Genomic DNA, 17,986 nt, shown 5'->3' with positions numbered 1-17,986 from the left:
GGGCGGCAATTCCTCGGTGCCCTTCAGACAGCGGTCGCTGTTCGAAGGTCGCCGCTTCGCCCAGTCGACGATCCGCCAACGAGCGAGTCCGCTTCAACAAATGCGACGAAACTGTCTGATCCTCCTCGCAGGCACCGTCGCAGTGGTTCGCGGCGCCGCCGAGGGAAAAGTCGATCGAATCGGCGTACAGCGTGAAGCGCTTTGGCTGACTTCGTCGTTAGGAGAAACGCAACATTTCTCGCGCAGCATGAATCTTATTTGCATTAGTTATTGATGGGCACGGACATGATTGCTCTTCCGGACAGACGAAAGTCTGTGCGAAATCCATCGCTGGACAATGCGTTGATCAGATTTCGTGAGTTGTCATTGTGCTGTGTCGTGCGCGATGTCACAGAGCGTGGTGCAGCGCTCAAGGCAGAAGATCCGCCATCCCCCGTTCCTGATCAATTCACGCTTATCGTTCCGCCGAGCAAAACTTACTCGTGCAACGTTGTTTGGCGCGAGGGCGACTGGGTTGGTGTCTCGTTCGTTGCGTGACGAACTCCTCCCGGGATGCGCGTAAATTGCGTTGAAAACCCTTGGCGATGTAATCTGCTTCACACGCGACCCTGCCTGACTCGCACTATCCGGCTGTAATTTCAGCGGGACACCATGGACGACGAGTTTTGCAAAGAGAGAGCGCGGACTGTGCGGGCGCTTGCCGAGCAAGCTGATCCCTTCATCAAGAAGCGCTTGTTGCAGCTGGCCGATCACTACGAGCGGCGTGTCGTCATTCAGCCGGACGATGCCGATTGGGATCGGGCAGATTTGCCGGCGCTGGGCTCGCCCGTCCGGCCATCGTGACCTCCTCGTCAATCAATTGCCGACACCAGCGCGACGCCATGTTCAAGCGCGCGCTGAAACAGGGGCTTCAGGCGTTGATCGGCCAATATGGCTTCGCCGGGTCTGAAGTCCTTCGCCACGCGCCATTCGAAGCCTGCGTTTGGTAGGGGCAGCTTCGCAGGATCCAGGGCGTAGGCCGTCCGGCCGGGACCTTCAGTTCCTTGCTCAACGAATTTCTGAAGCCGGTTCATGTGTCCCCCTGATCACCAATTACGGCAGCCTGCCATGCCTGGAGGAGGCCAGCAACGGAGGACGCCATTGGTGAGGAAGCTGGAGGGTTCTTCCCGTTCGGTTCGACGATGGCCGCCTCCTTATCCGCTCCGGTCACGTTTCCAACGGGTCGGAATGCATTGCGGCCCCGAGGACACGGCTTACACTTGGATTGCTCCGATGCACGGAGCGGTAAGGTAAGGGTGTCTATGTCCGGATTGATCCTGCACCACTACGACTTCTCGAACTATTCGGAAAAGGTTCGCGTAGCTCTGGGCTACAAATCCCTGGAATGGTCGAGCGTAATCGTTCCGCCCGTGATACCGAAGCCGGATCTGACGGCTTTGACTGGCGGTTATCGCCGGGCGCCCGTCCTGCAGATTGGTGCGGACATTTACTGCGACACCCGGTTGATTCTTCGGGAGCTTGAAAGGCGGTACCCGCAACCGAGCCTGTTTCCTTCCGGGCAAACCGGTATTGCCAATGCCGTCGCGGCGTGGGCCGAGGGACCGCTCTTTCGTTCAGTTATGCTGTATGCGTGGGGTACCAACCACGACTTGATGCCGCACGAGCTGTTCGAAGATCGCGCCCGGATGAGGGGCTTACCCGACCCTGGCCCCGGGTGATGATCCGCTGTTGGAGCAGAATCTCCCAAGCGTCGTAGCCGGTCAGATTGAGGAGTGGGACTTTCTGATCGTTACCGTCTTTCTTTCTCGGATCCTTGCGATCGATGATCGTGAGAATTCTCTTCTTCATATCGACATGCGGCCAGTCAGGCCGGCAAATTTCCTCTTGCCTCATCGTGGTCGCAACAGCGTATCGGACGATGCGCCCCATCGGGATGACCTGTCGAGGATTGGTGTCGAAGTATTGGATGAGCTCGTCGAGCTCATCTTGAGTTGGGCGCCGGTCTCGCTCATCTGACTTTCCGACGAGACCTAGGTGTTTCAGTGCGAAGCGGGCCAGGCGAACTTCTTCGGCGGACACTTCGATGCCATGAACGGCCGCTGCATGCGTCGCGACGGTCCGGATAAACGACATATCGATTGCGAGGGTGGCAGGGCCGGCACCTTCCTTCGCTCGCTTCCTGCCGTACTCGATCAGCCGTGCACGATCGAGCCGGGGAAGCTTCGTCAATCCGAGATCCTCCTTAAGCGCCTCCAAGACGGCCGCCTTGGATCGGCGGGGAGGGCGGCCGACTTCGTGCATGTCCTCAATATGCAGATCGATGATGTCGCCGAACGTTTTAGCCTTGACGGCAGCGGGCGGCTTGGGGGACCCGCTGCGATCAATGCTGCGCTCCATTTCGAGCGCCCAGTCCTCACCGTCCTTGCGGCGGCGAAAGGTCTCTGCCACGTAGCGGTTCTTGCGGCGGACTTGGACCCGCCAGTTCCCGGAAGGCAGCTGAATGAAGCTGGCCACGGCCGTGTGCACTCCTTATTTCGTGTGCGCTACGTGTGCACTGACGGGTCAAAACGGGTACAAACGTGTGCAATTTCGGCTAGTTTGGAGTGCACATGTTCATGGTTCATCCTGTTGAAGCGTAAGGTAAATAATTGAAATCGCAAGACTATCGCTTTTCTGTGGCCCCCATGATGGACTGGACCGACCGGCATTGCCGCGTCTTCCATCGGCTGATGTCGCGGCGGGCGCGGCTTTATACGGAGATGCTGACGACCGGCGCCATCATCCACGGCGACCGGGCCCGGCTGCTCGGCTTCGATGCCAGCGAGCATCCGGTGGCGCTGCAGCTCGGCGGTTCCGACCCGCGCGATCTCGCGACGGCCGCAGAGATCGGCGAGCAGTTCGGTTACGACGAGATCAATCTCAATGTCGGCTGTCCCTCCGATCGGGTGAAGGATGGCCGCTTCGGCGCCTGCCTGATGGCCGAACCGGCGCTGGTCGCCGAAGGCGTTGCGGCGATGAAGCGTGCGGTGCGGATTCCCGTCACGGTGAAATGCCGGATCGGCATCGACGACCAGGATCCGGAAGTCGCGCTCGATACGCTGGCGCGCGGGGTGATTGCCGCGGGCGCGGCCGCGCTCGTCGTGCACGCGCGCAAGGCCTGGCTCAACGGATTGTCGCCGAAGGAGAACCGCGACATCCCGCCGCTCGACTACGATCGGGTCTATCGCCTCAAGGCGGCGCTGCCGCACGTGCCCATCATCATCAATGGCGGCATCACCAGCCTTGCCGAGGCAAAGCAGCATCTGAAGCATGTCGATGGCGTGATGCTGGGGCGGGCGGCCTATCAGGAGCCTTGGCGGCTGCTCACGGTCGATTCCGAGCTGTTCGGCGAGACTGCGCCGCACGTGACGATGAAGGACGTGTTCGCGGCGATGCTGCCCTATATCGAGCGGCAGCTTGCCGAAGGCACGCGGCTGCATTCGATCACGCGGCATTTCGTCGGCGCCTTCCATGGCGTCCCGGGCGCGCGTGCGTTCCGCAGGCACCTCGCGGAGAACGGCGTTCGGCCGGGGGCTGACATCGATGTGCTGCGCGAGGCGATCGCATGCGTCGACGATCGCACGCCGGCGGCGGTCGCGGCCTGAGGGCGATCGTTATGGCTTGCGCTGACGCCGCGTGACGTCTTGTGCGACCTTCAGGAAATTGAACAGATGCGGCATCCGGTTGTCGCGCCGGTAGTTCAGCGACAGCGCAGTGCCTGGATTGTGTCCCTCATAGGCGCGGTAGGCGACGCCGGGCCGCTCCGCCTCCGAGACCGATTTCGGCACGAGCGCGATGCCGACGCCGACCGACACCAGGCTGATCGCGGTCTGATAGTCCTGGGCCAGCACCTGCGATTTCGGAATGAAGCCTTCTTCGAGGCAGATATTGAGGATGTGGTCGGCGAAGCTCGGGCGCGGCTTGCGCGGGTAGAGGACGAACGTCTCGGCCTTCAGCGCCGCCAGCCGCGGGACCTTTTGATCGAGCAAGGGCGAAGTGTCTGAGAGCGCGAGAATCAGCGGCTCCTGCAGCAGCGGCTCGGACTTCAGCTCCTCGTCGTCGAGCGAGGGGCGGGCGATGGCGATATCGATCTCGCGCTGGATTACCGCGCGGTTCTGCTCGGCGTTGTTCATCGCCGACAGCGCGAGCTCGACGTCAGGATAGGCCGAACGAAACGCCTGGATCACGCTCGGCAGCACGCCATAGGTCGCCGATCCGACGAAGGCGACGCGCAGGTGCCCGGAAAAGCCTTCGCCGATCCGCTTGATCTCGCGGTGCGTGCGGTCGAGCCGCTCCAGCACGTCGCGCGCACGTTCCAGAAGAACGCTGCCGGCCTGGGTCAGCCGGATCTGGCTGCGGCTCCGGTCGATCAGCATGACGCCGAGATCGCTCTCGAGTTGCGCAATCTGCCGGCTGAGCGGCGGCTGCGCGATCGCGAGCCGCGATGCGGCACGGCCGAAATGCAGTTCTTCGGCGACGGCGACGAAATAGACCAGCCGCCTGAGATCCATGACATCGTCGCGATCGGTCACGGCTAGCCGAACGCTTGCTCGCGCGCTTCCGCGGAAGCGGCGGAAAAATCCTGCCGGGTTTGATATCGCGTGGTCATGTGCGCACGATCGAGACGATGGTTCCGACGCGAAGACTGGGCGTGGGTCCGTGGATTGTCAATTGTCCGCGGGAACGACGCCATCCGGCTAGTCCTTCCGGGCGAAGGTGCGGATCTTGTCCTCGTCGACCTCTACGCCGAGACCGGGGCCATCAGGGACGCAGATCTCGAACTCGTCGAATCTGATCGGGTTGACGACCAGATCCTCCACCAGGATTCGCGGACCGAAATGTTCGGTGCCCCATTCGAGCCTGGGCAGGGTGGCGAAGGCGGCGAGATGCGCCGCCGCGCCGATGCTACTCTCCAACAGGCAGCCGCCATAGAGCTCGAGCCCGTGCGCGGCCGCGACCGCAGCGGCGCGCTTCATCTCGAACAGGCCGCCGCTCTTGACGAGCTTCAGCGAGTAGACGCTGCCGCAGCCCATCGCGCCCGCGCGCGCGATTTCCTCCTTGGTGAAAGCCGCTTCGTCCACCAGCAACGGGATCGAAGTGCGGGCCGCGACCCGCGCCATCGCTTCCAGTTGTAGCGCCGACACCGGTTGTTCGATCAGGGCAACATCCAGCTCCTCCAGCGCGGGCATGAAACGGATGCATTCGGCCTCGGTCCAGCCCTGGTTGACGTCGACGATCAGGCGCACCTCATCGCCGAGACCGGCGCGCAGCGCCTGCAACCGCTTCAGATCGACCTGCGGGCGGTTGAAGCCGAACTTGATCTTGAACTGGCGGTGTTCGCGGCGCCGCAGCTTCTCTTTCGCTTCTTCCACCTCCTGGCTGCTGTCACCCGAGGCCAGCGCCCAGATCACCTCCATGCGTTCGCGCACGGCGCCGCCGAGCAGCACGCTGGCGGGCAGGCCGAATGTCTTGCCGGCGGCGTCGAGCAGCGCGGACTCGACGGCGCCCTTGGCGGCGAAATTGCGGGTGGCGGCCTTGCTCATCCGCAAGGCATTGGCTTCGAAGGCGAGGGCAGGCTGTCCGAGCAGCGCCGGCGCCAGATAATTCGTGACCGCGGCCTTGATCGACTCCACGCTCTCCTCGGCCCAGCGCGGCCCGCCGAGCGTCGAGGCTTCGCCGATGCCCGTCACGCCGTTGTCGAGCAGGACGCGCACCAGCACGTAACCCTGATGCGTGACTTCGGTGTTCGAGAGCTTGTGCCGGCGGCGGGTCGGCGCCTCGACGATGGTCGCGCGGATACTGCGGATCGCAGTGTCCCTTGCGTGAGCCTGCACTCGCTCCACGGGTTCGGCGATTTCGATCACGGCACGACTCATATGTCCTCGCAGGTCAGTTCAGAATGAGCCCTGCCAGGCTGGTGGGCCTGGCAGGACGTAACGGGTCTTACTCGGCCGCGACGAGCCGTTCGACGGCGGCTTTCTTGAGCTTGAAGTCGAAGTTGAGAACCAGATCGGTGTCGGCGCCGGCGGGGGCCTTGGCGAACCTGCCGATCAGGCTCTGCTTCACGGCGAACACCGAGTCGTTGTCGAGATACTTGGTCTCGGAATCGTAGATCTGCGAGATCAGCGATTGATAGCCGTCCTTCGAAAGCATGAAGTGGATGTGGCCCGGACGCCAGGGATGGTGGCCCATATATTTCAGCAGCTCGCCGCCGGCGCCGTCATAGGGGATCGGATAGGGCTCGGGGCGGAGCGCCACGAAGGCATATTCGCCGTTGGCGTCGGTCGTGAAGCGTCCGCGCAGATTGTAGGCCGGCTGTTCCGGATCCTGCAGGTCGTAGAGGCCGTTCGGCGCGTCTTCCCAGACGTCGATCGTGACGCCCTCGATCGGCCGCCCCGCGGTGTCGCTGATGCGCCCTGAGACCTTGACGGTCTGCGCGTTGTCGAACGTCTTCTTGATGATGGAGGCGCCCTTGGGCAGCACCGGCGGGTTTTCCCGGTAGAACGGTCCGAGCACGGTCGACTCGCTCTCGCCGTCGGTGACCCGGTGGTCGAGCATGTCGACCAGCACCTCGACGCCGAGGATGTCGGCGATCAGGATGAACTCGTTGCGCTTCTCGTCCGAGATGTCGCCGGCACGGCGCAGGAATTCGCATGCGGCGAACCACTCGGCGAAGGTCAGGTCCACCTCCTTGCAGAAGTCGTGCATGTGGCGGATCAGGCTCGTCATGATCTGCCGGTTGCGATCCGGAATGTCCTTGGAGAGCGCGGCGATCACGTGGTCGGTGATGGTGTCCTTGTTGACGTTCAGCATGGTCGTTCCTCCTTTTCTTGCAGTTTGCTCAAACTTGCATCCCCGTTTTTTCGGGAATATCGGTTGCTGGTCTCACCAGACAAATTCGTAAGCGGCATTCTCCAGCGTCGCGGGCGCGGGGTGCGGATCGGCAAGGCCGCCGAAGCGGCCGCGGAAGAACAGCAGCGGCTTCTTGCTGGGCTCCAGCGACATCTCGCGGACGTGGCCAAGGAAGATCGTGTGGTCTCCAGCGACGATCTCATCGGCGAGATCGGTCACGAAGTATGCCGCCGCGTTGGCGATCACAGGCAGGTCGTTGCGGCGTTCGAAGACGTTGCAGAGGTCGAGCCTTGGCTTGCCGGCGAAATGCCAGGCGAAATCCTCCATGCCCTCGGCGAGGATGCTGACCGCAAAGCGGCCGGTGTTCTGGATGTTGCACAGCATCTTCGCGCTCTTCGCGATCGAGATCGCGACCAGCGGCGGATCGAGCGAGACCGACATGAAGGCGTTGGCCGTCATGCCGTGATCGCGGCCCTGGCAATGCGTGGTGATGATGGTGACGCCGGTGCCGAACTGGCCACAGGCGTTGCGCAACTCTCGCGGATCGATGGCGGTCATTGGCTTGCGACCTCGAGTTGGGCCAAACCGGATCGGTTGGCCGGTGGCGCGGTCACGATATCCCGCCAGTTTTCCAGCGTCGCCGCGGTGGCGGCAAGGCCGGATCGTCGCAAGGCGCGAATCCGGCTGCTGGAGACGATCTCGCCATTGCCGCAGCGCACTGGCGGCAGGATGCGGGTGTTGAAGTGCTGCCGCAACAGCAGCGCGGTGCCGCCCTTGCAGGACCCGAAGCGGAAATCCTCGCCAACGATGACTTCGCGTGGTCGCAGAAGCTGCAATTCGGCGAGGAAATCGAGCGCGGTGCGCCGGACGTAGATCTGGTTGAAATCGGCGACGACGACGTGGTCAGGCGCGAATGTTGCGATGCGCTCGAGTTTTTCGCGAAGCGAAATCAGCGGCTCGGCCTGGCCGAAATACACTTTTGGCGGCGGATCGAAGGTGTAGACCACGGCTGCAATGCCGCGGCGCCGCGCTGCCGCGATGGTCTGCCGCAGCAGTTCCTGATGGCCGCAGTGGACGCCGTCAAATGCGCCGATGGTCACGACGCAGGCGTCGAGGGCCAATTCCCCATCGCGATGGAAAGCGACAGCGCTGCTGTCAAAACCCTTGCCCATGGTTCGCTCCCTTGCCGTGCTGCATCAGCTGCGGCTTGCGCCGGCCGAAAGATCCCTGCCGTCCGGTCCGTGCCATCGAGTCATAGCCCGAGCCGGGCCGGTCTGCGCGGTATGGTGTGATACCTTTCGCCCGCTCCGGGTGAGCGCGTAGCGTTTCCTCCGATGTCACGCCGTCCAAGAGCGTGACGAGATGGTCTTAAGGCCGGTGTGGCAACGCCGCCGGTCCAGCGACACAAGCGGAGGAGAAACCCATGACTACAGCAGCAGCCCTGCGGGCCGACGTGCCAGCGTCAACCACCAGCGTCTATACCGGTGCGGAATTCCTGGACAGCATCCAGGACGGCCGGGAAATCTACATCTACGGCGAGCGCGTCAAGAACGTCACCCAGCATCCCGCCTTCCGCAATTCGGCGCGGATGGTGGCGCGCTGGTACGACCGTTTCCATGAGAAGAAGGATCAGATCGGCGTCCTGACCGATACCGGCTCGGGACAGCTGACCCATCCGTTCTTCCTCGGCTCGAAGACGGCCGACGACCTCGTCAAGGGCCGCGATGCGATTGCCGAATTGCAGAAGGTTGCGTTCGGCTGGATGGGCCGCTCGCCGGACTACAAGGCGTCGTTCCTCGGCACGCTGGGGGCGAATTCAAGCTTCTATGGCGATTACGCCGGCAATGCGAAGAAGTGGTATGCCCGGACCCAGGAGCGTCTGGACTTCTGGAATCATGCCATCGTCAATCCGCCGATCGATCGCGACCGCGCCATCGAGGAGGTGCGCGACGTCTTCATGCATGTCGAGAAGGAGACAGACGCCGGCCTGATCGTTTCGGGCGCGAAGGTGGTCGCGACCGGCTCGGCGCTGACGCACTACAACTTCATCGCCCACTACGGTATTCCGATCAAGGATAAGTCGTTCGCGCTGATCTTCACGGCGCCGATGGATGCCAAGGGCATCAAGCTGATTGCCCGCTCGTCCTACGAATTCACGGCGGCGGCGACCGGCTCGCCGTTCGACTATCCGCTGTCCAGCCGCTTCGACGAGAACGACTCGATCCTCGTGTTCGACAAGGTGCTGGTGCCCTGGGAGAACGTCTTCATCTATGGCGATGTCGACAAGATCAATCAGTTCTTCCCGGCCTCGGGCTTCATCCCGCGATTCACGCTGCACGGCGTGACGCGACTTGCCGTCAAGCTCGACTTCATCGCCGGCCTGTTCTCGATGGCGGTCGAGGCGACCGGGTCGAAGGACTTCCGCGGCGTGCAGACGGCGGTGGGCGAGGTGATCGCCTGGCGCAATCTGTTCCACGGCATTGCGGATGCGATGGTGAAGTCGCCGATCGCCTGGCAGGGGACCGAGGGCTACAATCTGCCGAACCTGAACTACGGGCTGGCCTATCGCGTCTTCGCACCGATGGCCTATCCGCGGATCAAGGAGTTGATCGAGAGCCATGTCGCGAGCGGCCTGATCTATCTGCCGTCGAGTTCGGCCGATCTGGAGAGCGAGGCGATCCGGCCCTATCTCGACCGCTTCGTGCGCGGTTCCAACGGCTATGCCGCGATCGACCGGATCAAGCTGCTGAAGCTGCTCTGGGACGCGGTCGGCTCCGAGTTTGGCGGCCGGCATGAGCTCTACGAGCGCAACTATGCGGGCAATTACGAGAACCTGCGCGTCGAGACGCTGATGGCCGCGAGCGCCACCGGCGACCTTGGCGCCATGCAGGATTTCGTCCGCAATTGCATGAGCGACTACGACGTCTCCGGTTGGACGGCGAAGGACCTCGTCAACCCCGACGACATCAACCTCGTCAGCCGCGGTCTGGTGCAGGGCTGACGATCTGTTAGACGGATCAATGGAGCCGCCACAGTTGCGTGGCGGCTCCACGCTGTTCCATCTTGTCGCAGAAGGGGTTCACTTGTCATGCTGTTCCACGTCGAAATGGATGTGCGGATTCCGCACGATCTCCCGGTCGAGAAGGTCGACGCGCTGAAACAGGCGGAACGCGTCCGCGCCATGGAGCTGCAGCGTACGGGGGCCTGGCGCCATCTGTGGCGGGTGGCGGGGCGCTACGCCAATGTCAGTATCTTCGACGTGTCCGGCGCGCAGGAATTGCACGACATCCTGTCGAGCCTGCCGCTGTTTCCGTTCATGGAGATCCAGGTCACGCCGCTGTGCCGGCACCCGTCGTCGATTCACGACGACGATCGGTAGCGGTGGAGTAGGCGCCGTCGCGCTAGTCGACGGCCGTACGCGGGCGCCGGTGGCGACTTGAGGTGTTGATGCTGCCGGTGACGTCGGGGTAGCCGGTCAGGCTCAGCGTGTCGGCGCGAACGCCCCAGCTCTCGAGCCGGTCGAGGAAGCTCATGCCGAGCAGGTTGGTCTTCATCTGCCCGCGCTGCACCACCAGCGCCGGCACCGATTTCTCGACCAGCTTGCCGACCGCTAGCCGGTCGAGCGTCAGCCGAGCCGCCTTGGTGTGACCGCCGGCGGTCTCGAGGTCGACATTGTATTCGAGCATATCGATCGGCAGCCCGATCGCTTTCGCGGTTTCCCAGGTCAGCACGACCGAGGTCGCGCCGGTGTCGATCACCATCGGGGCGCTGACGCCGTTGATCTTGGCGCGGAACGCGAACTCGCCGCCCTGGCCGCGCGCGATCTGCACCGCGGGGGCGGAGCTGGAGGTGGAGGCTGCGGCGGTGATGCTGCGGCCGAAGATCTGGGTCAGATTCTCCCTGGCGCGGGCGATCTGCTCGGGGTCGCCATAGGCAACGACGGCGCCGGCGGTTGCCATCAGCAGCACGATGACGAGGAGGATACGGGTCACGGCGCAACTCCCGCCGCGATCACGCGCGCTTCGGACGCGGCTCCATGCGCTCGAGCCCAGCCTCGGCCATGCGGGCCGGCAGCGTCGCCATCACCGACAGCCGCTCCGTGCGGTCCATCCTGTGCCAGCGCGCGATCTCCGGGAGCGTGCGGCCACAGCCGAAGCAGAGCTTCGTCCTGGGGTCCATCATGCAGACTGCGATACACGGCGTCTCTGAGCTCATTGTTCAAGTGTTGAACGGTTTCGGCGGCCGGTGCAAGCCGGTTGACATGGGATGCAGCATCACGCCTCGGCATTTTGTCGCGAGCATGGTCCTGGCGCGAACGCCTTGGGTTTGTTGCCAAAGCGTTTTCGAGCGAAGTGGATACCGGTTCGCGTAAAGAGAACGCGTCAGAACCAAAATCTGGAGCCCCGTTCCGAATCCATCGAAACGGAAAGGGCTCTGGCGATAACCGCGTCACGATCTTCCGCGACATGCTCTACAATCCGGTGCCGGCACTCATGATCGACTTGCGGCGCACGCGTTTCCGGTCGGCGCCCATCGCGGGCTCGACGGGCTCCGGCGGCTGCATCGGCGGCGCTTCTTCAGTCATTGGCGCCAGCGCGCTCATCACCCGTTCCGGTGGCAAGGTGACGATCACCTCGGTGCCGATGCGCAGCTTCGACTTCAGCGTGAAGGTGCCGCCATGCATGTCGATCAGGCTTTTCGCGATCGGCAGGCCAAGGCCCGCGCCCTGTTCCGCCGACTTGATCGAGTTGGAGCCCTGGCCGAAGGAGGCCAGCACGACCGGGATCTCGTCCTCGGCGATGCCGCTGCCGGTGTCCTTGACGCTCAGATATTGCCCGCCCGACGCCGTCCAGCCGACCTTCAGCCAGATTTCGCCGCCCTGCGGCGTGAACTTGATCGAGTTGGAGAGCAGGTTGAGCACGACCTGGCGGATGGCGCGCTCGTCGCCCCAGATCCTGGGCATGCCGTGCTCGAACACCTCGTGGATGGTGATGCCGCGGCTGGAGGCGCGCAGCTTCAGGAGATGGTGGCAGTCGGCAACGACATGCACCAGCGCTACGGCCTCTTCGTTCAGCTCGTAGCGGCCGGCCTCGATCCGCGACAGGTCGAGTATCTCGTTGATGAGATTGAGCAGGTGCACGCCGGAATTATGGATGTCGGCGGAATATTCCTTGTACACGGGCACGGTATGCGCGCCGAAAATCTCGCTCTTCATCACCTCGGAGAAGCCGAGGATCGCATTGAGCGGTGTGCGCAGTTCGTGGCTCATCTGGGCGAGGAAGCGCGACTTGGCGACGTTGGCGGACTCGGCGCGGTGTCGCGCCTCGTCGGAGATCGCCTTGGCCTGTTCCAGCTCACCGATCAGCGCATCCTTTTCGGCGCGGGCCTCCAGCGTCGCCAGCGTGGTCGAATGCAGGCGGTGCGCGAGCAGGGCAAAATAGCCTTCGGCCGCAAGCGCCAGCAGCGCCAGCACGTAATTGTCGAACGCGCCGTTGAGCACGAGGTCGAGCGCGATCCCGACTGTTACCGGAACGGTCGCCGCAAGGGCTGCGATCGGCAGGCTCGCGGCCAGCATGCTGGAGACTGCGATCACCAGCAGCATCAAAAACATCATCAGCGTGTTGGAGGCGAGATCGCGCCCGGCGGGGTGGATCAGGATCGCGGTCCAGCACAGCCCGTAGAGCAGGTCGAGCAGCACGAAGCGGGTCCGCCATTTGCGGGTCACCGCGACCGAGGTCGGCTCGGCGAGGAAGCGGGCGCAGCTGCGGATGATCGCGAGATGGACGCAGAGGATGCCGACCGTCCAGGCGCCGGCCACGATCGGCCTCATCCAGAGGCCAAACAGCACGCCGGTTGCCACCACGAGCAGCATCACGACGTAGGACGCCGAGATCCGGGTCTGGGCGTATTGACGGAGCAGTTCGGCGTCGAACGCCGGGCGGGTTCCACTGGTTGACGTTAACCGATCCCGCGCCTCGCGCACCCGCTGCGCGGCGACGCGCCGGCTGTTCACCGGCGCCGTCACCTGAGGTCCTGCCGGAAGCGCTACAACTTCAGGCTTTTCTGCGGGATTACTCATCAACAACACAAATCCTGCCCACGAACCGCGCGGGCTTTTTGCATTGTCTATCTGTGACGCTAAATCATTAAGCGTTGCCTTAAAGAGCTAAGGAAAAGCGTAAACGGGAAGTTAAATTAACTTTTGCGCACGGGCGCCGCGCCGTTGCGAATGGAGGCTCGCAATCGCCACCGGTCGCGCCCCGGCGTCCGCAAACATAGGCGACGAGGTCACGTGGCAGGTGACCCGCCGGCGCGGATCACCATGGCCGTATGCGAGGAGGAACTAGCGCTGCAGACGGGCCAGCAGGCTCGACGTGTCCCAACGCTTGCCGCCCATCTTCTCGACCTCGGCATAGAACTGGTCGACCAGCGCGGTGGCGGGCAGGGTGGCGCCGTTGCGGCGGGCCTCCGCCAGCGCAATCGAGAGGTCCTTGCGCATCCACTCGACCGCGAAGCCGAAATCGTACTTGCCCTCGTTCATGGTCTTGTAGCGGTTCTCCATCTGCCAGGACTGCGCCGCGCCCTTGGAGATGGTTTCGATCACGGCGGCGACGTCGAGGCCGCTCTTCTTGGCGAAGTGGATGCCCTCGGACAGGCCCTGAACCAGACCTGCGATGCAGATCTGGTTGACCATCTTGGTGAGCTGGCCGGCGCCGGCCGGGCCGAGCAATTTGCACATCCGCGCGTAAGCGCCGGTGATGATCGGCTCGGCGCCCGCATAGGCGTCTTCGGTGCCGCCGCACATCACCGTCAGCACGCCGTTCTCGGCGCCGGCCTGGCCGCCCGACACCGGCGCGTCGACGAATTTGAAGCCGGCCTTGGTCGCGGCGGCATCGAGCTCGCGGGCGACCTCGGCGGAGGCGGTGGTGTGATCGACGAAGGTCGCGCCCTTCCGGATCCCGGCGAAGGCGCCGTCGGGGCCGATCGTGACCGCGCGCAGGTCGTTGTCGTTGCCGACGCAGCACATCACGAAATCCTGGCCTTCGGCGGCGGCCTTCGGGGTCGGCGCCGTCTTGCCGCCGAACTTGTCGGCCCATTCCTTCGCCTTCGCCGCGGTCCGGTTGTACACGGTGACCTCATGGCCGCCTTTTTTCACGAGGTGTCCCGCCATCGGGAAACCCATCACGCCGAGACCGAGAAAAGCGACTTTAGCCATATCTGTTACCTTGTGATTTGCCGTGGTGATCGCCCTTCGCCTGCCGGCAAATTCGCGGCGGGCAGGGCATTCCGTCCATGGAAGGAGCCGCACCATACCCCCTGTGCAGCGGAGGGCAACGGCCTTGGTGGGATGGCAGAAGGCGGTTTTGTGCTAGGATCGGCCCACCAGCGAACTTCACAAAAAAGGGAGTGTCTCGCATGGGCATGAGCGTCGGTGTGCTCGATCATTTCAATATCCGGACCCGGAATCTCTCCGCCACGGTGCGGTTCTATGAGGACATTCTGGGCCTGGAAAAGGGCGCGCGGCCGAACTTCGCGTTCCCCGGTGCGTGGATGTACAGCGAGGGCAAGGCGGTCGTGCATCTGGTCGATATTTCGGCGACCGACGAGGCACAAAAGCCTGACTCGGGCGTCGTCCATCACGTCGCCTTTGCCAGCCAGGGCTTCGATGGGATGCGGCAGCGGCTTCAGTCCAAGGGGATGGAATTCGACTCGCGCCAGGTTCCCGGCGGCGATCTCTGGCAGATCTTCGTCAACGACCCGAACGGGGTCATGATCGAGCTGAACTACGAGGCCGCCAAGGAAGGCGGCTCGGCTGCGCCGGCCGAGCGGCGGGACGACGTCGGAGCGAGGTAGCCTTTTGCGCTGCAACGCTCTATGGGTCGGTCTCTTGAACTTTCCAGGAGATGCGCGGTGAGCGTGACGCAGCAACAGGTTCTCGATTGCCTTGCCAAGGTGATGTCGCCACGCGGCACGGCCTTGACCAACGCCAATGTGCTGTCGGCGATCACGGTCACCGACGGCAAGGTGTTCTTCTCGATCAATGTCGACGCCGCGGAGGCGCGCGCCTGGGAGAGCGTGCGTGCGCAGGCCGAGAACGCCGTACGCGCCATTCCCGGCGTCAGCGTCGCGATGATCGCGCTGACCGCCGAGCGCAAGGCGGGCGGTGCGGCGCCCGCGCCGCGGCCGGCCGGCGGCGTCCCGCCGGCGTCCGCCCATCGTCATCCGCATCCGCCCGGCGGGCAATCGCCGATGGCCCGGCAGGCCGAGATCCCCGGCATCTCCGCCGTCATCGCCGTCGCCTCCGGTAAGGGCGGCGTCGGCAAATCGACCACGGCGCTCAACCTCGCGCTCGGTCTGCGCGACCTCGGCCTGCGCGTCGGGCTGCTTGACGCCGACATCTACGGCCCGTCGGTGCCGCGGCTGACCGGCATCCGCGAGAAGCCGCAGCTCAATGACGACAAGAAGATGGTCCCGCTACAGCGCTTCGGCCTGTCGATCATGTCGATCGGCTTCCTGGTCGAGGAAGACACCGCGATGATCTGGCGCGGGCCGATGGTGATGTCGGCGATCACCCAGATGCTGCGCGACGTCGCCTGGGGCACGCTCGACGTGCTCGTGGTCGACATGCCGCCCGGCACCGGCGATGCCCAGCTCACGCTGGCGCAGAATGTCCCGCTCAAGGGCGCCGTCATCGTCTCGACCCCGCAGGACCTCTCGCTGATCGACGCCCGGCGCGGGCTTGCGATGTTCAAGAAGGTCAACGTGCCGGTGCTCGGCATCGTCGAGAACATGAGCTATTTCCAGTGCCCGCATTGCGGCACCCGCTCGGATATCTTCGGCCATGGCGGCGCCCGCCACGAAGCCGAGAAGCTGGGGGTGCCGTTCCTCGGCGAAATCCCCCTGCACATCGCGATCCGCACCGCCTCCGATGCCGGCAACCCGGTGGTCGAGAGCGAACCGGACGGCCCGCACGCGGCGATCTACCGCGCGATCGGCGGCAAGGTCCGCGAGCAGCTGCAAGGCGTCATCGCGGCAGCCTGAGCCTGCGCTGCTGGGCCGATTGGTCGCGAAGCGTCGGGAGCCCGGCGGGCTTTCTTCACAGGCTCGTGGCCTTTGGACGATTGCTGAATCGGTTCCGGCCTGTATGTTTATGCAGGAGTGGCCGAATCGTACCACCCTTCGATCAGCGGAAGGCGGCCACGGGTGAAGCCAAAACTGCGGGAAGGGGCCGTGAGGCGACCATCGACATGGCAGCATCACGCGAAGCAAACAAGCAGCACCGCAAACATCTGACGCGGGAGAAGCGCGCAGAGGCCTCCCGGCTGGCGTTCAACATGGCCAAGAAATCCGACTCGATCGGCGAGGCCGCCGAGGTGATCGCCAAGACGTATGGTGTCAGCAAGACAACCGCGCAAAGCTGGATCCGGCGCGGGCGGTATTTGGCTGATCAAGCCAAGAAGGCGCGGGCGACGACGCGGCGCTGATTGCTCCCGTAACCCGGTGGTTGAGAGCGGACCGGACGGCCGCACGCGGCGATTTACCGCGCGGTCGGCGGCAGCTCCGCGGCCACCTGCCAGGCGTCATCGTCGCTGCTTGAAGGCGCATTTTCCGGCTGATTTCCAGCCTCATCAGACTTTCGTTTAATTGGCGCGGTCATGCCATTGTCGCGTTTCCGTGAAGCCACCTTCCGTGTTAAAGGGCCGACCCAGAGCGCCTCGGCAAGCCTTCATGCGCCTGCCGGAGAACTGCTTGCGGTCACTGGGAAACGCCCCTGAAGGAGAAGTCTTACGATGAAGCGTCGTGATTTTTTGAAAGTTTCTGCGGCCGGTGCTGCCGCGACGGCGGTTGCCGCGCCGGCGATCGCGCAGTCATCGCCTGAAATCAAGTGGCGCCTGACCTCGAGCTTCCCGAAGTCGCTCGACACCATCTATGGCGGTGCCGTCGAGCTGTCGAAGTACGTCGCCGAAATGACCGACAACAAGTTCCAGATCCAGGTGTTCGCGGCGGGCGAAGTCGTCCCCGGCCTGCAGGCGCTGGACGCGACCTCCAACGGCACGGTCGAGATGTCGCACACCGTCGCCTACTACTATGTCGGTAAGGACCCGACCTTCGCGATCTACGCGTCGGTGCCGTTCGGTCTCAATGCCCGCATGCAGAACTCCTGGTGGTATCAGGGCGGTGGTCAGGAGCTCGGCAACGAGTTCTTCAAGAAGTTCGGCGTGATCGGTTTCCCGACCGGCAACACCGGCACCCAGATGGGCGGCTGGTTCCGCAAGGAGATCAAGACCGTCGCCGACATGTCGGGCCTGAAGATGCGGATCGGCGGCATTGCCGGCCAGGTGCTGCAGAAGGTCGGCGTGGTGCCGCAGCAACTCGCCGGCGGCGACATCTATCCGGCGCTCGAAAAGGGCACCATCGACGCGGCCGAGTGGGTCGGTCCCTATGACGACGAGAAGCTCGGCTTCCAGAAGGTCGCCAAGTACTACTACTATCCGGGCTTCTGGGAAGGCGGTCCGACCGTGCACTCCTTCGTCAACCTGGAGAAGTGGAACGCGCTGCCGAAGAACTACCAGGCGATCCTGGCCAACGGCGCCGCCAACGCCAACAGCTGGATGGCCGCGCGCTACGACATGCAGAACCCCTCCGCGCTGAAGCGGCTGGTTGCCGGCGGCACGCAGCTGCGTCCGTTCACCAACGAGGTGCTTGAGGCCTGCCTCAAGGCGACCAACGAGCTGTGGGGTGAAATCTCGGCCAAGAATGCCGACTTCAAGAAGTCGATCGAGGCCATGCAGGCGTACCGCTCCGACCAGTATCTGTGGTGGCAGGTCGCCGAATACACCTTCGACAGCTTCATGATCCGCTCGCGCACCCGCGGCTGATCGGCGTCTAGAGCTTTTCCCGTTCCGATGGAATCGGAACGGGGCTCTAGATTCTTGTTTTGACGCGTTTTCTTCACGCGAACCGGTATCCACTTCGCTCGAAAACGCTCTAGCCTTTTGGACGAGCGTTCGCGCGACGCGAACGCATTGCCCGGCCTCCGCAAGGAGGCCGGGTTTTTTTGCGTCTGGCATTCGTGAAGGGGATGTTCCATGCT

21 protein-coding genes are annotated in these 17,986 nt (G+C 63.7%); 10 read left to right on the top strand and 11 right to left on the bottom strand.

The window, feature by feature from the left end:
* Window positions 1–273 precede the first annotated feature (273 nt).
* Both ACVIYL_RS37070 and ACVIYL_RS37065 read left to right on the top strand, forming a co-directional pair.
* Window positions 274–537 carry a PilZ domain-containing protein gene (locus tag ACVIYL_RS37070; protein WP_375167096.1) on the top strand — a complete coding sequence of 88 codons (264 nt, stop codon included), beginning with the start codon at window positions 274–276 and terminating at the stop codon, window positions 535–537.
* Window positions 538–651: 114 nt separating this feature from the next.
* The gene (locus tag ACVIYL_RS37065) at window positions 652–843 is read left to right on the top strand and encodes a hypothetical protein (protein WP_253609201.1); all 192 of its coding nucleotides are present in this window, start codon (window positions 652–654) and stop codon (window positions 841–843) included.
* A gap of 8 nt (window positions 844–851) precedes the next feature.
* Here the strand turns inward: ACVIYL_RS37065 and ACVIYL_RS37060 are convergent, their stop codons facing one another.
* Complete coding sequence (locus ACVIYL_RS37060) at window positions 852–1,073, bottom strand: hypothetical protein (RefSeq protein WP_456780888.1); 222 nt, start codon at window positions 1,071–1,073, stop codon at window positions 852–854.
* A gap of 108 nt (window positions 1,074–1,181) precedes the next feature.
* Here ACVIYL_RS37060 and ACVIYL_RS37055 point away from each other — a divergent pair, with 108 nt between their 5' ends.
* Window positions 1,182–1,718: a glutathione S-transferase N-terminal domain-containing protein gene (locus ACVIYL_RS37055; RefSeq protein WP_456780887.1), complete on the top strand. Its 537-nt coding sequence runs from the start codon at window positions 1,182–1,184 to the stop codon at window positions 1,716–1,718.
* On the opposite strand, the gene ACVIYL_RS37050 is transcribed toward ACVIYL_RS37055, so the two are convergent.
* On the bottom strand, window positions 1,618–2,514 hold the full coding sequence (locus tag ACVIYL_RS37050) for a tyrosine-type recombinase/integrase (protein WP_456780886.1): 897 nt from the start codon (window positions 2,512–2,514) through the stop codon (window positions 1,618–1,620). The two genes, ACVIYL_RS37055 and ACVIYL_RS37050, sit on opposite strands and share 101 nt — an antisense overlap.
* 134 nt (window positions 2,515–2,648) lie before the next feature.
* Here ACVIYL_RS37050 and dusA point away from each other — a divergent pair, with 134 nt between their 5' ends.
* Complete coding sequence (dusA, locus tag ACVIYL_RS37045; RefSeq protein ID WP_456780885.1) at window positions 2,649–3,644, top strand: tRNA dihydrouridine(20/20a) synthase DusA; 996 nt, start codon at window positions 2,649–2,651, stop codon at window positions 3,642–3,644.
* Between the two features lie 9 nt (window positions 3,645–3,653).
* Here the strand turns inward: dusA and ACVIYL_RS37040 are convergent, their stop codons facing one another.
* The 5 genes from ACVIYL_RS37040 to ACVIYL_RS37020 form a co-directional block, all read right to left on the bottom strand.
* Window positions 3,654–4,571 carry a LysR substrate-binding domain-containing protein gene (locus tag ACVIYL_RS37040; protein ID WP_456780884.1) on the bottom strand — a complete coding sequence of 306 codons (918 nt, stop codon included), beginning with the start codon at window positions 4,569–4,571 and terminating at the stop codon, window positions 3,654–3,656.
* 165 nt (window positions 4,572–4,736) lie between these two features.
* A complete protein-coding gene (locus ACVIYL_RS37035) occupies window positions 4,737–5,915 on the bottom strand; it encodes a muconate/chloromuconate family cycloisomerase (RefSeq protein ID WP_253609193.1) in 1,179 nt (392 codons plus the stop codon).
* A gap of 67 nt (window positions 5,916–5,982) precedes the next feature.
* Complete coding sequence (locus ACVIYL_RS37030; protein WP_253609192.1) at window positions 5,983–6,852, bottom strand: intradiol ring-cleavage dioxygenase; 870 nt, start codon at window positions 6,850–6,852, stop codon at window positions 5,983–5,985.
* A gap of 72 nt (window positions 6,853–6,924) precedes the next feature.
* Window positions 6,925–7,449, bottom strand: a complete 525-nt coding sequence (locus ACVIYL_RS37025; RefSeq protein WP_076826430.1) for a flavin reductase family protein — start codon at window positions 7,447–7,449, stop codon at window positions 6,925–6,927.
* Complete coding sequence (locus ACVIYL_RS37020) at window positions 7,446–8,063, bottom strand: FAD synthetase family protein (protein WP_253609190.1); 618 nt, start codon at window positions 8,061–8,063, stop codon at window positions 7,446–7,448. The genes ACVIYL_RS37025 and ACVIYL_RS37020 overlap by 4 nt, the downstream gene beginning before the upstream one ends.
* A 251-nt stretch (window positions 8,064–8,314) precedes the next feature.
* Between ACVIYL_RS37020 and ACVIYL_RS37015 the strand changes: the two genes are divergently transcribed.
* A complete protein-coding gene (locus ACVIYL_RS37015) occupies window positions 8,315–9,892 on the top strand; it encodes a 4-hydroxyphenylacetate 3-hydroxylase N-terminal domain-containing protein (RefSeq protein WP_456780883.1) in 1,578 nt (525 codons plus the stop codon).
* Between the two features lie 87 nt (window positions 9,893–9,979).
* Entirely contained in the window at window positions 9,980–10,270 is a 291-nt protein-coding gene (gene catC, locus ACVIYL_RS37010; RefSeq protein WP_253587165.1) for a muconolactone Delta-isomerase, read from the top strand.
* Between the two features lie 22 nt (window positions 10,271–10,292).
* Here catC and ACVIYL_RS37005 read toward each other — a convergent pair whose 3' ends face one another.
* The 4 genes from ACVIYL_RS37005 to ACVIYL_RS36990 all read right to left on the bottom strand — a co-directional run bounded on the left by ACVIYL_RS37005 (window position 10,293) and on the right by ACVIYL_RS36990 (window position 14,107).
* Window positions 10,293–10,883, bottom strand: coding sequence for a TIGR02281 family clan AA aspartic protease (locus ACVIYL_RS37005; protein WP_253609188.1), 591 nt, complete (start codon window positions 10,881–10,883; stop codon window positions 10,293–10,295).
* Window positions 10,884–10,902: 19 nt separating this feature from the next.
* Window positions 10,903–11,106, bottom strand: coding sequence for a DUF1289 domain-containing protein (locus tag ACVIYL_RS37000; RefSeq protein ID WP_253609187.1), 204 nt, complete (start codon window positions 11,104–11,106; stop codon window positions 10,903–10,905).
* Window positions 11,107–11,362: 256 nt separating this feature from the next.
* A complete protein-coding gene (locus tag ACVIYL_RS36995; protein ID WP_253609186.1) occupies window positions 11,363–12,970 on the bottom strand; it encodes a sensor histidine kinase in 1,608 nt (535 codons plus the stop codon).
* A 264-nt stretch (window positions 12,971–13,234) separates the two neighbouring features.
* The gene (locus ACVIYL_RS36990) at window positions 13,235–14,107 is read right to left on the bottom strand and encodes an NAD(P)-dependent oxidoreductase (RefSeq protein WP_253609185.1); all 873 of its coding nucleotides are present in this window, start codon (window positions 14,105–14,107) and stop codon (window positions 13,235–13,237) included.
* 200 nt (window positions 14,108–14,307) lie between these two features.
* On the opposite strand from ACVIYL_RS36990, the gene ACVIYL_RS36985 reads away from it, so the two are divergent.
* The 4 genes from ACVIYL_RS36985 to ACVIYL_RS36970 all read left to right on the top strand — a co-directional run bounded on the left by ACVIYL_RS36985 (window position 14,308) and on the right by ACVIYL_RS36970 (window position 17,771).
* On the top strand, window positions 14,308–14,745 hold the full coding sequence (locus tag ACVIYL_RS36985) for a VOC family protein (RefSeq protein ID WP_016843272.1): 438 nt from the start codon (window positions 14,308–14,310) through the stop codon (window positions 14,743–14,745).
* 57 nt (window positions 14,746–14,802) lie between these two features.
* On the top strand, window positions 14,803–15,933 hold the full coding sequence (locus ACVIYL_RS36980; protein ID WP_456780882.1) for an Mrp/NBP35 family ATP-binding protein: 1,131 nt from the start codon (window positions 14,803–14,805) through the stop codon (window positions 15,931–15,933).
* A gap of 293 nt (window positions 15,934–16,226) precedes the next feature.
* Window positions 16,227–16,376 carry a hypothetical protein gene (locus ACVIYL_RS36975; protein ID WP_229160782.1) on the top strand — a complete coding sequence of 50 codons (150 nt, stop codon included), beginning with the start codon at window positions 16,227–16,229 and terminating at the stop codon, window positions 16,374–16,376.
* Between the two features lie 306 nt (window positions 16,377–16,682).
* Entirely contained in the window at window positions 16,683–17,771 is a 1,089-nt protein-coding gene (locus ACVIYL_RS36970; RefSeq protein WP_092084399.1) for a TRAP transporter substrate-binding protein, read from the top strand.
* Window positions 17,772–17,986 lie beyond the last annotated feature (215 nt).

The sequence above is a fragment of the Bradyrhizobium sp. USDA 3315 genome, assembly GCF_054056795.1.
The sequence above is the reverse complement of the archived record's forward strand: the minus strand, read 5'-3'. Positions and strand labels throughout refer to the sequence as shown.

Bases quoted from the DNA above. Each gene is read 5' to 3' on its own strand.
- ACVIYL_RS37025 (WP_076826430.1), bottom strand. From the start codon at position 7,449: ATGACCGCCATCGATCCGCGAGAGTTGCGCAACGCCTGTGGCCAGTTC.
- ACVIYL_RS36985 (WP_016843272.1), top strand. From the start codon at position 14,308: ATGGGCATGAGCGTCGGTGTGCTCGATCATTTCAATATCCGGACCCGG.
- ACVIYL_RS36995 (WP_253609186.1), bottom strand. From the start codon at position 12,970: ATGAGTAATCCCGCAGAAAAGCCTGAAGTTGTAGCGCTTCCGGCAGGA.
- ACVIYL_RS37070 (WP_375167096.1), top strand. From the start codon at position 274: ATGGGCACGGACATGATTGCTCTTCCGGACAGACGAAAGTCTGTGCGA.
- ACVIYL_RS37000 (WP_253609187.1), bottom strand. From the start codon at position 11,106: ATGAGCTCAGAGACGCCGTGTATCGCAGTCTGCATGATGGACCCCAGG.
- ACVIYL_RS37015 (WP_456780883.1), top strand. From the start codon at position 8,315: ATGACTACAGCAGCAGCCCTGCGGGCCGACGTGCCAGCGTCAACCACC.
- ACVIYL_RS36990 (WP_253609185.1), bottom strand. From the start codon at position 14,107: ATGGCTAAAGTCGCTTTTCTCGGTCTCGGCGTGATGGGTTTCCCGATG.
- ACVIYL_RS37030 (WP_253609192.1), bottom strand. From the start codon at position 6,852: ATGCTGAACGTCAACAAGGACACCATCACCGACCACGTGATCGCCGCG.
- ACVIYL_RS37065 (WP_253609201.1), top strand. From the start codon at position 652: ATGGACGACGAGTTTTGCAAAGAGAGAGCGCGGACTGTGCGGGCGCTT.
- ACVIYL_RS37055 (WP_456780887.1), top strand. From the start codon at position 1,182: ATGGCCGCCTCCTTATCCGCTCCGGTCACGTTTCCAACGGGTCGGAAT.
- ACVIYL_RS37060 (WP_456780888.1), bottom strand. From the start codon at position 1,073: ATGAACCGGCTTCAGAAATTCGTTGAGCAAGGAACTGAAGGTCCCGGC.
- ACVIYL_RS36975 (WP_229160782.1), top strand. From the start codon at position 16,227: ATGGCCAAGAAATCCGACTCGATCGGCGAGGCCGCCGAGGTGATCGCC.
- catC (WP_253587165.1), top strand. From the start codon at position 9,980: ATGCTGTTCCACGTCGAAATGGATGTGCGGATTCCGCACGATCTCCCG.
- ACVIYL_RS37035 (WP_253609193.1), bottom strand. From the start codon at position 5,915: ATGAGTCGTGCCGTGATCGAAATCGCCGAACCCGTGGAGCGAGTGCAG.
- ACVIYL_RS36970 (WP_092084399.1), top strand. From the start codon at position 16,683: ATGAAGCGTCGTGATTTTTTGAAAGTTTCTGCGGCCGGTGCTGCCGCG.
- ACVIYL_RS37020 (WP_253609190.1), bottom strand. From the start codon at position 8,063: ATGGGCAAGGGTTTTGACAGCAGCGCTGTCGCTTTCCATCGCGATGGG.